This is a genomic window from Aeromonas sp. QDB39 (assembly GCF_027707585.1).
GTDB classification, from domain to species: domain Bacteria; phylum Pseudomonadota; class Gammaproteobacteria; order Enterobacterales; family Aeromonadaceae; genus Aeromonas; species Aeromonas hydrophila.
This window is the reverse complement of the sequence record NZ_JAPCIV010000040.1, coordinates 1-15294: the sequence shown is the minus strand read 5'-3', so window position 1 is coordinate 15294 and position 15294 is coordinate 1. Positions and strand designations below refer to the sequence as shown.

The following is a 15294-nucleotide window of genomic DNA, read 5'->3' as shown; positions in this document are numbered from 1 at the left end:
CTTCTCCCCTTGTGGGAGAAGGGTCGGGGATGAGGGGGGCAGTGAAAACCATTCCCCTCACCCTGCCCTCTCCCAGAGGGAGAGGGAATCGCACCGGTAAACGTTGGGCTTCGCTGCGCTCAGCACCAACCTACACCTCTGACGATCAACCCTGATTAGCCGGATCCTCATGGGAAGAGAACTCCCGCATAAAGGCCTCGGCCCGCTCCACCATCTTGGTGGAACCCACGAAATAGGGGGTACGCTGGTGCAGCGCGGTGGGCTGGATGTCCATGATGCGGCCAAAGCCGTCTGATGCCTTGCCGCCGGCCTGCTCCACCAGGAACGCCATGGGGTTGCACTCATAGAGCAGGCGCAGCTTGCCGTTCGGCGAGTTGGTGCCGGACGGATAGATGTAGATGCCGCCCTTGAGCAGGTTGCGGTGAAAATCGGAGACCAGCGAGCCGATGTAGCGGGAGGTGTAAGGACGGTGGGTCGCCTCGTCCCGCTCCTGGCAATATTTGAGGTACTTCTTCACCCCGTCCGGGAACTTGATGTAGTTCCCCTCGTTGATGGAGTAGATCTTGCCCTCCTCCGGAATGCGGATGTTCTCGTGGGAGAGGCAGAAGCAGCCGATGGAGGGGTCGTAGGTAAAGCCGTTGACGCCAAAGCCGGTGGTGTAGACCAGCATGGTCGAGGAGCCGTAGACCACGTAACCGGCGGCGACCTGGCGGTTGCCCGGCTGCAGGAAGTCTTCCAGGGTGACGCCGGCGCCCGGCTTGCTGACCCGGCGGTAGATGGAGAAGATGGTGCCGACGGAGACGTTGACGTCGATGTTGGAGGAGCCATCGAGGGGGTCGATCAATACCACGTACTTGGAGTGACGGGAGAGCTCGGAATCGAAGGAGACGAAATCCTCCTCCTCTTCGGAGGCCATGCCGCACACTTCGCCACGGGCTTCCAGTGCCGCCTTGAAGCGCTCGTTGGCGTAGACGTCCAGCTTCTGCTGCACCTCGCCCTGCACGTTTTCAGCGCCCATGGAGCCGATGATGTCCGCCAGCCCCGCCTTGTTGATCTCCCGGTTCACCACCTTGGCGGCCAGGCGGATGGAGCTGAGCAGCGAGGTCAGCTCGCCGGTCGCGGTGGGATAATCCGCCTGCTTTTTGACGATGAACTCGCCCATGGTGATCATGTTTCGCATTATTGTTCCTTTAAGATCGTTTCCGTTGGCTTTGAAAACGTTTGCACGCATAGACAAAAAAAGTGCCGATCCTCGGCAGCCTTGTTTTGTAACCTAATGTAACGCCTGTTTTTTGTTTTTGCAGCGAATTAAGCCGCTGAATAAACGCACATCTCCCCCACCTTTTTCGCCCGAAACCGCCCTCAAACTGGTTTCAATCGGTAACTTTTTCGATGTTAATTCGTGGCAAAAACTCACGAAGATGTCGCCATGAGGATGGCAAGATCCCCGCCATGCCCCCTATCTGGGACACATGCCATGGGGGACCTGTCTGCCTCTTGAGATCTCGCCATCAATCCCGCACACTGGCCCGGCTTTGGAAGCAAAAAAACATAAGGATATTCAATGAAAAGGACACTCATTGCCGGCACGGTTGCCGCCCTGTTCACACTCCCCGCCCTGGCAGCCCAGGTACCGGCCGGTACCAAGTTGCTGCCGGCAGAACAGCAAACCTTCATCCGCAACATAGGTACCGAACCCGCCTCCATCGACCCCCAGATGGTGGAAGAGAGCGCGGGCAGCGAAATCGTCAACGATCTGTTCGAGGGGCTCTACACCCTGGACGGAGACGGCAAGCTGCAGCCTGCCGGCGCTCTTGGCTACGAGCTCGACCCCACGGGCACCGTCTACACCTTCAAGCTCAGACCCGATGCCAAATGGTCCAACGGCGAGCCGGTGACGGCGGCCGATTACGTCTATGGCTGGCAGCGGGCGGCGGATCCCAAGAATGCCTCCAACTACGCCTGGTTCATCGAGCTGACCGGCGTCACCAATGCCGCCGAGGTCATTCAGGGCAAGCAGAGCCCGGATACGCTGGGCATCAAGGCGCTCGATGCCCATACCCTGCAGATCACCTTGAAAAACCCGGTGCCCTTCTTCCTCAAAACCCTCTCCCACTACACCACCTTCCCGGCGCCGAGGGCGACCATCGAGAAGTTCGGTCATGAGTGGGTCAAGCCGGGCAACATCGTCTCCAACGGGGCCTTCGTGCTCAAGGAGTGGACCCCCAACGAGCGTCTCATCTCCGAGCGCAACCCCCATTACTGGGACAACCAGCATACGGTGCTGAACAAGGTGTTCTATCTGGAGATCGTCTCCGACACCGCCGCCTACAACCGCTATCGCGCCGGCGAGCTGCACTACACCAGCTATCCGCTCGAGCAGTACAAGCAGCTCAAGCAGCAGAGCCCGCAGGAGCTGGTGAGCGTGCCGACCCTGGCCACCTACTACTACGTGTTCAACACCCAGCGCAAGCCGTTCGACAACCCCAAGGTGCGCAAGGCGCTCTCCCTGGCCATCGATCGGGACACCATCACCGAGAAGATCCTGGGGCAGGGCCAGATCTCCGCCTTCAGCCTGACGCCGCCGATAGTGGACGGCTTCGAGCTCAAGCGACCGGCCAGCGAGCGGATGAGCAAGGAAGAGCGGATCAAGCAGGCCAAGGCGCTGCTCGCCGAAGCGGGTTATGGCCCGGGCAAGCCGCTGGATGTGGACATCCTCTACAACACCAACGAAGGGCACAAGAAGATAGCCTTGGCCATCTCCTCCATGTGGAAGCATAACCTGGGAGTGCAGGCCAAGCTCAACAACATGGAGTGGAAGACCATGGTGTCGGCCCTGAACGAAGGGGACTTCGGGGTCAGCCGCTACGCCTGGAACGGGGATTACAACGATGCCTCCACCTTCCTCGACATCATGACCTCCAGCAGCAGTGCCAACAGCGGCAAGTGGTTCAACAAGCAGTACGATGCCCTGCTGGCCAAGGCCCATGACGCCAGGGATCCGGCCGAACGCAACCAGCTCTATCAGCAGGCCGAGGCTCTGATCGATGCAGAAGCGCCCATCGCCCCGGTCTATTTCTATGTCAAATCCCGCCTGCTCAAACCCAACATCAAGGGCTACCCCTATCAGAATCCGCAGGATCTGGTCTACTCGAAAGATCTCTATCTGACCGCGCAATAAGGTTCGCCATCCCGCAGACAAAAAGACCGCCTTTCGGCGGTCTTTTTTCTCATTCGTCCCGGCAGGCGGCCAACGCCACCCTGCGCCGGCGCAGCACCACAGGCTGCACCAGCAACTGGGCCAGCAGCACCCCAAACAGGGTCATGCCGCCACCGATCAGATGATAACTGGTCAATCTTTCGCCGAGCCAGCTGATGGCCAGAGCGGCAGTCATCACCGGCAGCAGGTTCATGAAGATGGCAGTGCGACTTGCCCCCAGCAGGGCGATGCCCTGCATCCACAGCCAGGGCGACAGGGCCGAGGTCGGGATCCCCGCATAGAGGATCAGCCAGAGCGCCCGGCCGTCCGGCCATTGCCCGTCCACCAGCAAATAGAACGGAGTGAGAAACAGCAGGCTGCAGAGCACCTGGCCGTAGAGCATGGACCAGTTGTCGAGCCCCAGATCCCACTTCTTGAGCAACACGCTGTAGAGCGCATAGGTACCCGCCGACAGCAGCATGTAGACGGAGCCGATGTGGATACCCTGAGTAAAGAGGCGGGCGGGATCCCCCTGCCCCAGCAAGATCGCCAGCCCCAGGATGGAGATGACGCCGCCAAGCAGCGCCCCCCAGGTGGGGCGCTCGCGCAGCAGCCAGATGCTGAGCAGCACCGTCATCAGCGGAGTCAGCCCCATCATCAGGCCGATCTCGGTGGCCCCCAGGGTCTGCGCCGCGTAATAGCCGAAAGTCTGGTTGAACACCATGCCGAGCAGAGCCAGCGCCGCCAGCTGATAGAAGCCGGCGCGCAGCTTGGCGCGATCCCGCCAGGCCCGGTGCGCAAGGAACGGCGTCAAGATGATGGCGGCCACCATCCAGCGCGACCAGGCCAGCGCCGCCGGTGAGAGTACGCCCACCGCCAGTTTGCTGACGATGGCGTTGCCGGCCCAGATGGCCATGCAGGAGAAGGGAAACAAGAAGGCAAGTGGCATCGCTATATCCAGAAAAAAGCAGCGGGTATTTCTGGCGGCAGTATAGGGGGGTCAACAGGATTAGCAAGCGCCGCGCCGCCTGGGCAGAATTGGCTGACAAAAAGGGGGGTCGAACAGCGCTGAAGAGGCCGGAGGGAGCCCAAAAACAGTCATGCCCGCACGGTGGCGGGCATGACGCGGATCAGCGAGGTGACGAAGCAATCACGCCGCATCCATGTGCAGTCTCGAGATCAACTCGTTGACCTCGACCACGGTCTGACGGTGGGGAATGTCCGCCGACGTGGGCATCATCAGCAGGCCGGACTGGAAGTCAAAGCGTCCTCTGCCGTGGATGTAAATCCGCCCCTTGAAGAAGGTTTTGACATGTTTTGCCACCATCAGCGGCAGGTACTTCTTGAACACTCTCATCGTTTGCAACCTCTTGCAGTTGTATCCGTATGACAGCAGCTTCTGCGAAATAATTCCGTAAATTCTGTATAAAAATCCGGAAAAATCGCGACTCTCTTCCCCAAAAAACCAATCTATAACTTTTTATTAACTTTTAGCGTATTGTATGTGGTCCTTCCAACCAGAGCAAGACCCCCTTGCCATCTTGCCACTCGATACAGGCCAGACCTGAGGTGGAAAACATGGGGGCACCGGCTGCCGGACAGAGGCTCTGCACCAGATAGCCCACCAGCGGCAGGTGGCTCACCATCAGAATGCTGTCGTGCTTGGCCGCAAGCGCAGTGAGGTAGCTCGCCACGAAGGCCGGATCGCCATAAGGGGTGATGTCACCACTCTCTTCGACGGCCCCTGCCTTGGGTAATTCACTGCATATGCTCTGCCAGGTTTGTTTGGCGCGCAGGTAGTTGCTGTGGATCACCCGATCCAGCTTGTCGCCAAGCTGGGGAGCCAGCCAGCGGGCCATGTAGATGGACTCTTCGATTCCCTGCTCGGTCAGTGGACGCTGTTCATCTGTTTTCGCATTCATGCCTGCCTGGCCATGACGCATGATGTAGATTTTCATTACAACCTCGCCCAACGGGCCTGTTTTGATAGCGGGGGGATCTTACCCCGCCATGCCGGGGGAAACAATTGCGCTACCTCTCAGAAAAGGGTTTGCCTCACCGGGTAGCGGGGTCGATAATCATGTTTAAATTCAAATAAATCCAACAAGAGTCACGCGCCAATGAGCCCATATGCCAGTCCCAACGACCATCGGCAGTACCACTATCTGGAGCTGGCAAACCGGCTCAGGGTCTTGTTGATCTGCGATCCCGACACCGACAAGTCTGCCGCCTCCCTGGCCGTCAACACCGGCCATTTCGACGATCCGGCGGACCGGCAGGGAATGGCTCATTTCCTTGAGCATATGCTGTTCCTTGGCACCTGCACCTATCCCAAACCTGGTGAATACCAGCAATTTATGAGCCGTCATGGCGGCAGCAACAACGCCTGGACCGGCACCGAGTTCACCAACTTCTTCTTCGAGATCGACAACGGCTTCTTCGAGGCTGGGCTGGACCGTTTCTCCCAGTTCTTCATCTGCCCCACCTTCGATCCCGAGTGGGTGGACAAGGAACGCAACGCGGTCGACTCCGAATACCGCCTCAAGCTGCAGGACGACGTGCGCCGCAGCTACCAGGTGCATAAGGAGACGGTCAATCCCGCCCACCCCTTCGCCAAATTCTCGGTGGGCAACCTCGATACCCTGGCCGATCTGCCCGGTCGGGATCTGCGCTCCGACCTCATCCGGTTTTACGAAACCCACTACAGCGCGGATCGCATGGCGCTGGTGATAATCTCGCCAGCCACCATCGAGGCCCAGCTCGGCTGGTGCGATCGCTTTTTCGCTCCCATTTTGAATCGCAATTTGGGAACGCCGACCCTCGAGATGCCCCTCTACCGGCTCGATGACCTGGGCATTCGCATCCAGATCAACCCGGTCAAGGAGACCCGCAAACTCGCGCTCACCTTCCCGTTGCCCAACGTGGATGAGTATTACGACAAGAAGCCCCTCACCTTCCTGAGCCACCTCATCGGCTACGAAGGAGACGGCAGCCTGCTCTCCCTGCTGAAAGCGAAGGGCTGGGTCAACCAGCTCTCCGCCGGCGGCGGCATCAGCGGCGCCAACTTCAAGGATTTTGGCGTCAACTTCGGCCTGACCCCGCTCGGGCTCGAGCACGTCAACGAGATAGTGGCGGCCCTGTTCGGCTACTTGAAGCTCATCGAACGCGGCGGGGTGGAAGCCTGGCGCTACGACGAGAAGCGCACCGTGCTTGAGTCCGCCTTCCGCTTCCAGGAGCGGGGCCGGGCGCTCGACACCGTCTCCGGGCTGGTGTTGAACCTGTTCAGCTATGCTCCCGACGACCTGCTCTACGGCGACTACATGATGCGCGCATACGACGAGCCGCTCATTCGCCGCCTGCTCGCCAAGCTCACCCCCCACAACCTGCGCCTGACCATCACGGCGCCGGAGCTCGGCACGGACCGGCTGGCCCGCTGGTATCAGACCCCCTACAGCGTGACCACCATCACCGAGGCGGAGAAGATCCGCTGGCAGCAGAGCGAACCGGATCCGGCGCTGGCCCTGCCGCTGCCCAACCCCTTCATCAGCAACCGGCTCGATGTGCGCACGCCCGAGCTCACCGCAGACATGCCCGCCTGCCTGATCGATCGGCCCGGCTTTCGGCTCTGGCACCTGCACGAGCATCAGTTCAGCGTGCCCAAGGGCAACCTCTACATCTCCATCGACAGCGAGCACGCGGTCAAGAGCCCGCGCCACATTGCCATGGCCCGCCTGGCAGTGGAGCTGCTCACCGACCACCTCAACGCCCTCACCTACCCGGCGGAGCTGGCGGGGCTCGGTTACCAGATCTATGCCCACCAGGGAGGCTTTACCATCAACCTGAGCGGCTTTGCCGACAAGCAGCCGCTGCTGCTCGACATGATCCTCGGCAACCGCACCCTGGGTTACCCGGATCCGGCCCGCTTTAGCGAGATCAAGGAGCAGCTCATCCGCAACTGGGACAACCAGTCCAAGGCGCGCCCCATCTCCCAGCTGTTCAACCAGCTCACCAGCCTGCTGCAGCCCAACAACCCGCCGTTCGAGCAGTTGCTGCGCCACCTGCGCAGCGTCGAGCTGGGCGAGATGCCCGCCTTCGTGGCGAGCCTCTTTGCCGAGGTGCACGTAGAGACCCTGGTGCACGGCAACTGGACCGCCGCCGAGGCCCTCGAGCTCGCCGCCCTGCTGGAGCGCCACCTCGGTGTCAACAGCCAGCCCAGTGCCGAGACCCGTCGTCCACTCATCTCCATTCAGGACAGGGGCACCCTCATTCGCGAACAGGGCTGCGAGCATGAAGACTCGGCCCTGCTGGTCTACTACCAGTCACGCACCACACGGGCGCGGGATCTGGCCTGTTTCACCCTGGCCAACCACATCATGTCCTCCACCTTCTTTCACGAGTTGCGTACCCGTCAGCAGCTCGGCTACGTGGTGGGGGCCGGCAACCTGCCCCTCAACCGCCATCCCGGCCTCATCTTCTACATCCAGTCGCCAGTAGCCGGGCCGCAGATCCTGCTGGATGCGGTAGAGGAGTTCATCGATCTGTTTCCGCTGGCCATGCTCGAGCTCACCGCCCGCCAGTGGCAGGACAGCAAGGCGGGCCTGCAGGCCCAGCTGAGCGAGCGGGATGCCAACCTGCGCAGCCGCGGCCAGCGACTGTGGGTCAGCATCGGCAACAAGGATCTGGGCTTTGATCAGCGCGAAAGGGTGTGCGAGGAGGTGGGCAACCTGAGCCGCGCCGATCTGGTGCGCTTTATCACCCAGCTGAGATCGAGAACGTCGGATCGGCTGATCCTCTGCAGCTATGGCCAGGGCCACGAGCACGACGAGCGCATCACCGGCCAGTTCATCGACGACCCGCGTGCGTTCCGGCTCAATGCCGCCACCTTCGAGGCCTGATCCCCTTCTTTCAGCCAATAAAAAGCCGACCCCGTGGGGTCGGCTGGAAAAACCATAATCAATTGCGACCAGAGCCGCCAAAAGTGAACATGAGCGTGAAAATCAGACACTGAGTTGATGGTCGGCGGGCAGTCCCAAACCAGAGCGCGCCTGCCGATGACAACAGTGATTGAGAAACAGGCTCATCTTAGGCACTCCCCTCCCTTGTCACGTTGATCTATGTCAAAGGAGGTAATAAAGAGTCAACCAGCTGCAGCTTTATGGCGAGTTTTATGGCCTCGGGTCACGCTTTTGGTCAAGCCTCTGGACGGCGCACCAACCGGTAGGCCACCTCGTCGAAGTAGGAGAGCTGGCCCGACAGCACCCTGGGGTGATCGAGCTCCGCCGCTCGCCCCAGCACCTCGACCTGGAAGTGGCGCTCAAACAGGGTGCGCACCTCCATCTCCCCCACCGAGAACGGCGGCTGGCGCTGCTGCTCCGGCTGATACTCCAGAGTCACCAGCAGGATCTGACCGCCCGCCTCGATAAGCCGGCTCATCAGCTCGGCATATTGACGGCGCATGGCGGTCGGCAGGGCGATGAGGGCTGCCCTGTCGTAAGCCAGCCGATAGCGGCGGCCAAGTTCGGGGGCGGCGAAAAAATCCCCCTCATAGATGCGCAGGCTGTCGTGCTGATGGCACTGATAGGGTCCCTCGGCACTCACAGTGTCGCTCAACTTGTTCTCGCTGAAAAAGCTGTTGATGGCGACGGACGAGAGCTCGAACCCGTCGACCGGATGGCCCTGCCCGCTCAACCAGAGCATGTCGCGGGACTTGCCGCACAGGGGCACCAGCACGGGCTCGCCCTGCTGCTGGGCCGACCACCAGGATTGCAGCCAGCGATTGAAATCCGCCTGATGAAAGCCGATCCGGTTCTCTTCCCAACGCTGATGCCAAAATGCCGCTTCCATCCAGTAACCCCTGTCATGTAAAGATGCCTCAATATCACAACTTAGCCCGGCACACGCAAGCACCAACAAGGCGGCAGCCATAACTTTTGCCCAAAAAAGCGGAACAAAACAAAAAAGGGCCCCAAGGCCCCCTTTTGACATCTTTTTGTCATCCACTCCTGCTTTTGCTCGCCTGCTTTCCACCTGCTTGCAACCGCGACGGCAGGGCGGGCCGGATCACAGCAAAACTGGCTCGGCGCAGATGACCGGCGCCACCGCAGCAAGCCTGGCTACAATCTCGGCAAAGCCGGGACGCACCGCCACCACCTCGGCAAAACAGTCATCTACCAGCACATGCAGGGCATCCAGCCTGTCATCACAGGGGGCACAGCGGGCCAGCAGCTCTTCCAGCAGGCAGCCGAAGGCTCTCACTTCCAGTCGCTCCAGCAAGCCGGCCAGCTCACCATCGGTTCGCTCATAACAGGAGGCGGCGCCGAAATCCCCGAGCAGCAACTGCCCCTCCTCTTGCAAAGAGTGCAGCATGTTGTGGGCGTAGAGATCGCCGTGCAGGATGCCGCGTCCGTGCAGATGCAGCGCGGCGCTCGCCACCCCCTGCACCATGGCCAGCAGCGCGGCCGGGGTAAAGCGGGCATCGGCCGGGTAGATGTCGCGAGTGCAGGAGTCCAGGCTCGGCGGCCCCGCCAGGTTGATAAAATCTGGGTCTATCAGCGCCATCACCAGCGCCGGGATGCCGGAGGGGTGATCGCCCACCCGCCCCTCGACCCCGACCAGATGGGGATGACGACCAGCCGCCAACGACACCGCCAGCTCGCAGCGGGGCAGCCCATCACTGGTCACGGCCCCCTTGAAGCACTTGACCGCCACCGCCCGCGGCCCCGCCGGCGTGGCCAGCTCCGCGCGATGGATGACACCGGATGCCCCCTGCCCCAGCAGCTCGCCCACCGTCAGCGCAGCCCACGGGATGTCGGCCACCGAGGCGCACTGGCCCAGCCGCTGCTCCTGCTTGTCGCTGAAGGGGTTGCCTGCATACGCCAGCCAGGCGAGGCGTGGCAGGCTCACCAGCCAATCCGGCAGCGCGTCGAGCCGGTTGGCGGCGATGCGCACCAGCTCCAGACGCTGGCAGTTGGCCAGGCTTGCCGGCAGCTCGCGCAGGCGATTGCCCGAGAGCATCAGCTTTTGCAGGGCGCCGCATTGACCCAGCTCATCGGGCAACTGCTCCACCGCGTTGTCGGTCAGGATCAACCAGCGCAGCCCCGCCGGCAGCGACGCAGCGGGAACCGTGGTGATCCGGTTGGCCTTGAAGCCCACCATGGTGAGCGCCGGGCTGCGCCCCAGCACCTCGGGCAGCTCGGTAAAGCGGTTCTCGGAGCAGAAAATGATGCGCAGCTTGCTGAACTCGGCCAGCTCGTCAGGCAGCCGACTCAACTGGTTGCCGGTGAGATCCAGCACCTCCAGCGTCTCTTTGAGACTGAAGATCTCGGGCGGGAACTCCGTCAGGTTTTCGGCGAGTTTGAGGTGGCGGGCGCCGCAGAGTTCACCTGCGCGCAGCTGTTCCAGAGTATGCATGACATCGTCTCTATCGGGGTGGCCGGCTCGCGGCCAGCGGTGCCGCCGGTATGGCCCAGCAGTCAAACCGGCAGTCAAAAAAAGAGGGGGCATTATAGAGAATGACGGCCGAAGATCCCCTGTTTTGTTGCCGCGAGGGTCGGCATCGGCGCACGGTGCCGTGATATGGGGCAAAGAGAGCAAGATTCGGGTCGTGTCTGTGAGGGCCGATTGCCATAGTGGGGTCAAACCAGAGTGGGTTCGAATCAATTGAGAGCCGAACCCGTTGAGGTTCCAACCCACAGCCAACCCCGTGCGCCACTTAGCTGGCGCACAACACACCTGCGAGGGAACTGCCATGTCATTACTGTCCAACAAGGTCGCCATCATCACCGGCGCCAGCTCCGGCATCGGCCGCGCCAGCGCCATCCTGTTTGCCCGGGAAGGCGCCAGCGTCGTCGTCGGCGCCCGCCGCCAGCCCGAGCTGGAGCTGCTGGTGGAGGAGATCCGCCATGAAGGGGGCCAGGCGGTGAGCCTGGCGGGGGATGTGAAAAGCGAGACTTACGCCCGCGCCCTGGTGGAGCTCGCGCTGACCCGTTTCGGCGGGCTCGATATCGCCTTCAACAACGCCGGCACCACGGGGACGCCGGGCAGCGTGCCGGCGCTTGAACTGGCGCAGTGGCAGGAGACCCTGGATACCAACCTCACCAGCGCCTTTGTGGGGGCCAAGTACCAGATCCCCGCCATGCAGGCACGCGGCGGCGGCTCGCTGATCTTTACCTCCACCTTCGTCGGCCATACCCTGGGGCTGCCCGGCATGGCGGCCTATGCCGCGAGCAAGGCGGGCCTCATCGGCCTGACTCAGGTGCTGGCCGCCGAATATGGGGCACAAGGGGTGCGGGTCAACGCCCTGCTGCCGGGGGGCACCGACACCCCCATGGGGCGGGCCTTTACCGATACGCCGGAGAGTCTCGCCTTTGTGCAGAATATGCATGCCCTCAAACGGCTGGCCCAACCGGAGGAGATCGCCCGCTCGGCCCTCTATCTCGCGTCCGATGCATCCAGCTTTACCACCGGCATTGCCCTGCTGGCCGATGGTGGGGTATCTATTTGTCGCACATGACCTTGTCGCACCCAACACCCTGCGGCTGCAAACTTATCGTGAGAGCGCCTTATGTCTGATTACGCCCGCATCGCCGATGCCATCCGTTTTATCGCAAGCCAGGTGACGCGCCAGCCCACCCTGGACGAGATAGCGGCGCACGTGCATCTAAGCCCCTTTCACTTCCAGCGGCTGTTCAGCCGCTGGGCCGGGGTGACGCCCAAACGCTATCTGCAGGTGCTGACTCTGGAGCGGGCCAAGGCACTATTGCAGGAGTCACGCCCGCTGCTGGAGGTAGCCGATACCCTGGGCCTGAGCAGCGGCTCGCGGCTCTACGATCACTTCGTGCAGCTCGAAGCGGTGACGCCGGGCGAGTACAAGCAGCGCGGGGCCGGGCTGGTTATCGATCACGGGGTGCACGACACCCCCTTCGGCCAGGCGTTCGTTGCCCTGACCCCGCGAGGGGTGTGCAACTTCTCGTTTCTCGATGACCAGGCCCCACAGGCGCCGCTGACCGCCCTCGCCCACAGCTGGCCAGAGGCAGAACTTAGGGTGGCGCCATCACGTACCCGGGGGGTCATCCACACCATGTTTGACAGCAGCAAGGCGCCGGATCGCCCCATCTCCTTGCACGTGAGCGGCACCAACTTTCAGATCAGCGTCTGGCGGGCGCTGCTGCAGATCCCGCCCGCCAAAGTGGTGAGCTACGCCCAGGTGGCAAGCGCCGTCGGCAATCCCAAGGCCGCCCGCGCCGTGGGGCTGGCGGTGGGCGCCAACCCGGTCGCCTTGATGATCCCCTGCCACAGAGTCATTCAGCAAAACGGCAAGCTCGGCGGCTATCACTGGGGCGAGACCCGCAAACAGGCGATACACGCCTGGGAAGCGGCGAGGTATGAGTGAACCTGGCCTTTTCTGCTCGCCCTGATGGGGGAGAAACTGGAGTGTTGGTTGTGAGTCAGCAGACAATCAGGCAGCGCCGAACGAGCAGGCAGCGATATAAAACGGGAACATGAGAAGAATCGGGGCGCAGATCGCCCCTTTTGTTGTTTTGGCGAGGCATGGCGCTTAGCAACACCACCCCAGCAAATTAACGAAACACGTAGGGTGCAATAAGCGCAGCGCATTGCACCATTTTCAGAGCATTTTTTTGCAAGATATAATATGTCAAATAATCTGCCGAACTACCTCTAAAATAAAAAATTTTCCATTTGACCTCCTTACCGATACATTACAAAGTAACTACTTATTTAATGACAGTGTGTTGAGGTACAGGATAATGTCGTTAGAAGAAACCAGAGGTAAGTTGCTAAATGAAAGTAAAAGCGTAGAAAATCTACTTACTCTGATTCACGATTTGTATATTCAAGAAATACATTCAGAAGAGACCTTCTTGACAGAGACTCTATCTGACCTTCACAACGCAGGTGATATTGATCTCTTAAAAATAGTGCTAGACGTTAATAGAACCTCTCATGAAAGAATTTTTTTTACAATTTTGCATACAGTTGAAGGTGCTCTACCTTTAATAGATGCAAGAGTCGAAGATGTTGTACATTGCCTAGCACACCTCACACAACAAGCAGGCAGAGATTTAGCCATCAATGGAATCTATGATGCCTTTGAGAGTTTCTGCCGCGTAGATGATATACATCGACCTACAGAGTGCGTCATGTATATAATGAAGCAAAATGAGCTTGATTTGTATGCCCCATTTCTTTCCTGTGCAATTCTCGCATATAATTTAGAACATGTAGTTGAGGCTATACAGATAACAAAAAGTTTGATTGCCAATAGTAATGGTCTCATTAGGAATCAAGCCTATTATGCATTAGGGAGGCTAAATATCGATGAAGTTCAAGCCTGCCTCATCTGGGAGCTAATTCAATGCAGTGCCAATATTGAGCATGATAGTATCTGCCGCGCTTCAATACTAAGGTCTGTACTTCACCTTGGAACTATATTTCCATCTTATTGGCCCCATATAGAAGAACTACTAATTACTTTCGTTAAAAAGTCGTCTCCCGAAGTTATTTATGCGATTTCTAATATAATCTTATTTCAAAAAAACAACTTCCCAGATAGTATTCAACAACTACTGGTAAGGCAGCTATTTAATGTCTATCCGGAGCAGAAAGGAATTATAGACAACATTGATTTATTATTATCCAGACTGATTGAAAAACAGGAGTTCTCTCTTGCAATAGAATTACTTGAATCAATTTTAGATAATAATATTAACTTTAAGTCCTTGGACAATTTTTCCAGCGAGTTATTAACAAAGCACTTCGAATTCCGCAATCATCTTATTACAAAATGGTTTTTAGATGGAGAGTCATCTCTTTGTCAGAATGTCTTTATTCTACTTCATGATATCTCAGGGAAGGATATTGAGCTCAATGCAGATATGGCATTGCTAGACGATGAACAGAAGAAATTATTTGTTAGTCGTAAAGCTGTCGGTTGGCTATTTACACGGCCTATAGCTGCAGCAAGTTTAATATTGTCTATATCAAGATCAGCTTCTAAACATACCATTGCAACACTTGAAGATATTTTATACGACCCATTGCTTCTTAGTTATCCTGGTGAACTTAAAAAATTCTTTCAAACATATAGAGATAATAATGAACAAGATTATATATGCAGACTTTTGCTTGACAAGCTTGAGGCACATAATTTAGACATATTAAGAGTGTCTGAATTAAAAGAGCTGGCAGCTCCAAGCAAAAATATAGAGTTATATTGGAAAGATTTTGAAAAAGATATGCAGGAATCCTATGAGGAAGCATCAAAGAATTCTTTTCTTAGACTGATTGCCACGCCACAGCGATTGTTGTATGGCAACAGTTCAATTTATTATATTCATCAGATCGGCGGACAGCCTTCACGACAGGAAATGCAAATGCATTCCTTCTCCCATTCTGCTGAGATGCCAACACTAAACATTTTAGACCCTGAATCCTTGGATTATTCTTTGCGATTTTTTCGTTGTGAGAGAATGAAAAATGAAATTAATTCTTAAGCAATATTTAGCTTCATTAAAAGAGCGGGCTGAATTAGATGCTGTGCTACCAGATTTGCTGAGTAGTATGGGGCTGAATGTATTCATTTCTCCAGCACGTGGAGTGAAAGAGTATGGTGTCGATATCGCCGCAGTTGGACGAATAAATGGTGAGGAAGATAAAGTTTATTTATTCTCAGTTAAGTCTGGCAACCTTACGCGCGAAACTTGGAACGGAAATACAGATCAAGCTCTGAGGCCTTCTCTAGATGAAATTCAAGACTCGTTTATACCTAGTCGCCTACCACCTCAACATAGAGATAAGCAAATAGTAATTTGCTTGTGCTTTGGTGGCGATGTTAACTCAGGAATTAGACAAGAGGTATCAGGTTATGAACAAAGAAATACGAAGAACAATATCTCCTTTGAAGAATGGAATGGTGATAAGCTCTCAGAATTTATACAAGAGCACTTGCTAAAAGAAGAACTATTACCTAGTTCTAATCAAGCATTATTGCGGAAATCTCTAAATAACTGATCCCAATAGTGCTACACCTTCGCTGTGCCATAGCCATTCCCCGGGAAAGGAGACACGGTATCCAT

The 15294-nt window shown here is 57.7% G+C and carries 12 protein-coding genes; 6 read left to right on the top strand and 6 right to left on the bottom strand.

The annotated features are described in order from the left end of the window. Positions 1-145 precede the first annotated feature (145 nt). Entirely contained in the window at positions 146-1180 is a 1035-nt protein-coding gene (gene fbp / locus PG899_RS19780) for a class 1 fructose-bisphosphatase (protein ID WP_077096996.1), read from the bottom strand. 384 nt (positions 1181-1564) lie between these two features. Between fbp and PG899_RS19775 the strand changes: the two genes are divergently transcribed. Continuing rightward, entirely contained in the window at positions 1565-3181 is a 1617-nt protein-coding gene (locus PG899_RS19775) for a peptide ABC transporter substrate-binding protein (RefSeq protein ID WP_077096997.1), read from the top strand. 49 nt (positions 3182-3230) lie between these two features. On the opposite strand, the gene PG899_RS19770 is transcribed toward PG899_RS19775, so the two are convergent. The 3 genes from PG899_RS19770 to sixA all read right to left on the bottom strand — a co-directional run bounded on the left by PG899_RS19770 (position 3231) and on the right by sixA (position 5157). Further along, entirely contained in the window at positions 3231-4148 is a 918-nt protein-coding gene (locus PG899_RS19770) for a DMT family transporter (RefSeq protein WP_270697589.1), read from the bottom strand. A gap of 201 nt (positions 4149-4349) precedes the next feature. Further along, positions 4350-4556: a DUF1107 domain-containing protein gene (locus PG899_RS19765; protein WP_016350921.1), complete on the bottom strand. Its 207-nt coding sequence runs from the start codon at positions 4554-4556 to the stop codon at positions 4350-4352. 133 nt (positions 4557-4689) lie between these two features. After that, positions 4690-5157: a phosphohistidine phosphatase SixA gene (sixA, locus tag PG899_RS19760; protein WP_077096998.1), complete on the bottom strand. Its 468-nt coding sequence runs from the start codon at positions 5155-5157 to the stop codon at positions 4690-4692. A 162-nt stretch (positions 5158-5319) separates the two neighbouring features. Here sixA and PG899_RS19755 point away from each other — a divergent pair, with 162 nt between their 5' ends. Further along, complete coding sequence (locus PG899_RS19755) at positions 5320-8094, top strand: insulinase family protein (RefSeq protein ID WP_270697588.1); 2775 nt, start codon at positions 5320-5322, stop codon at positions 8092-8094. Positions 8095-8389: 295 nt separating this feature from the next. On the opposite strand, the gene PG899_RS19750 is transcribed toward PG899_RS19755, so the two are convergent. Continuing rightward, positions 8390-9043 carry a thiopurine S-methyltransferase gene (locus PG899_RS19750; RefSeq protein ID WP_016350923.1) on the bottom strand — a complete coding sequence of 218 codons (654 nt, stop codon included), beginning with the start codon at positions 9041-9043 and terminating at the stop codon, positions 8390-8392. Positions 9044-9259: 216 nt separating this feature from the next. Beyond that, positions 9260-10609, bottom strand: coding sequence for a leucine-rich repeat-containing protein kinase family protein (locus tag PG899_RS19745; protein WP_190283612.1), 1350 nt, complete (start codon positions 10607-10609; stop codon positions 9260-9262). Positions 10610-10946: 337 nt separating this feature from the next. Here PG899_RS19745 and PG899_RS19740 point away from each other — a divergent pair, with 337 nt between their 5' ends. The 4 genes from PG899_RS19740 (at position 10947) to PG899_RS19725 (ending at position 15229) form a co-directional block, all read left to right on the top strand. Beyond that, a complete protein-coding gene (locus PG899_RS19740) occupies positions 10947-11711 on the top strand; it encodes an SDR family oxidoreductase (RefSeq protein ID WP_077097267.1) in 765 nt (254 codons plus the stop codon). Positions 11712-11762: 51 nt separating this feature from the next. Next, the gene (locus PG899_RS19735) at positions 11763-12590 is read left to right on the top strand and encodes a bifunctional transcriptional activator/DNA repair enzyme AdaA (RefSeq protein WP_077097253.1); all 828 of its coding nucleotides are present in this window, start codon (positions 11763-11765) and stop codon (positions 12588-12590) included. 376 nt (positions 12591-12966) lie between these two features. Continuing rightward, a complete protein-coding gene (locus tag PG899_RS19730) occupies positions 12967-14712 on the top strand; it encodes a hypothetical protein (protein ID WP_077097251.1) in 1746 nt (581 codons plus the stop codon). Next, on the top strand, positions 14696-15229 hold the full coding sequence (locus PG899_RS19725) for a hypothetical protein (protein WP_270697586.1): 534 nt from the start codon (positions 14696-14698) through the stop codon (positions 15227-15229). Before PG899_RS19730 ends, PG899_RS19725 begins: the two co-directional genes overlap by 17 nt. The last annotated feature ends 65 nt before the right edge of the window (positions 15230-15294 follow it).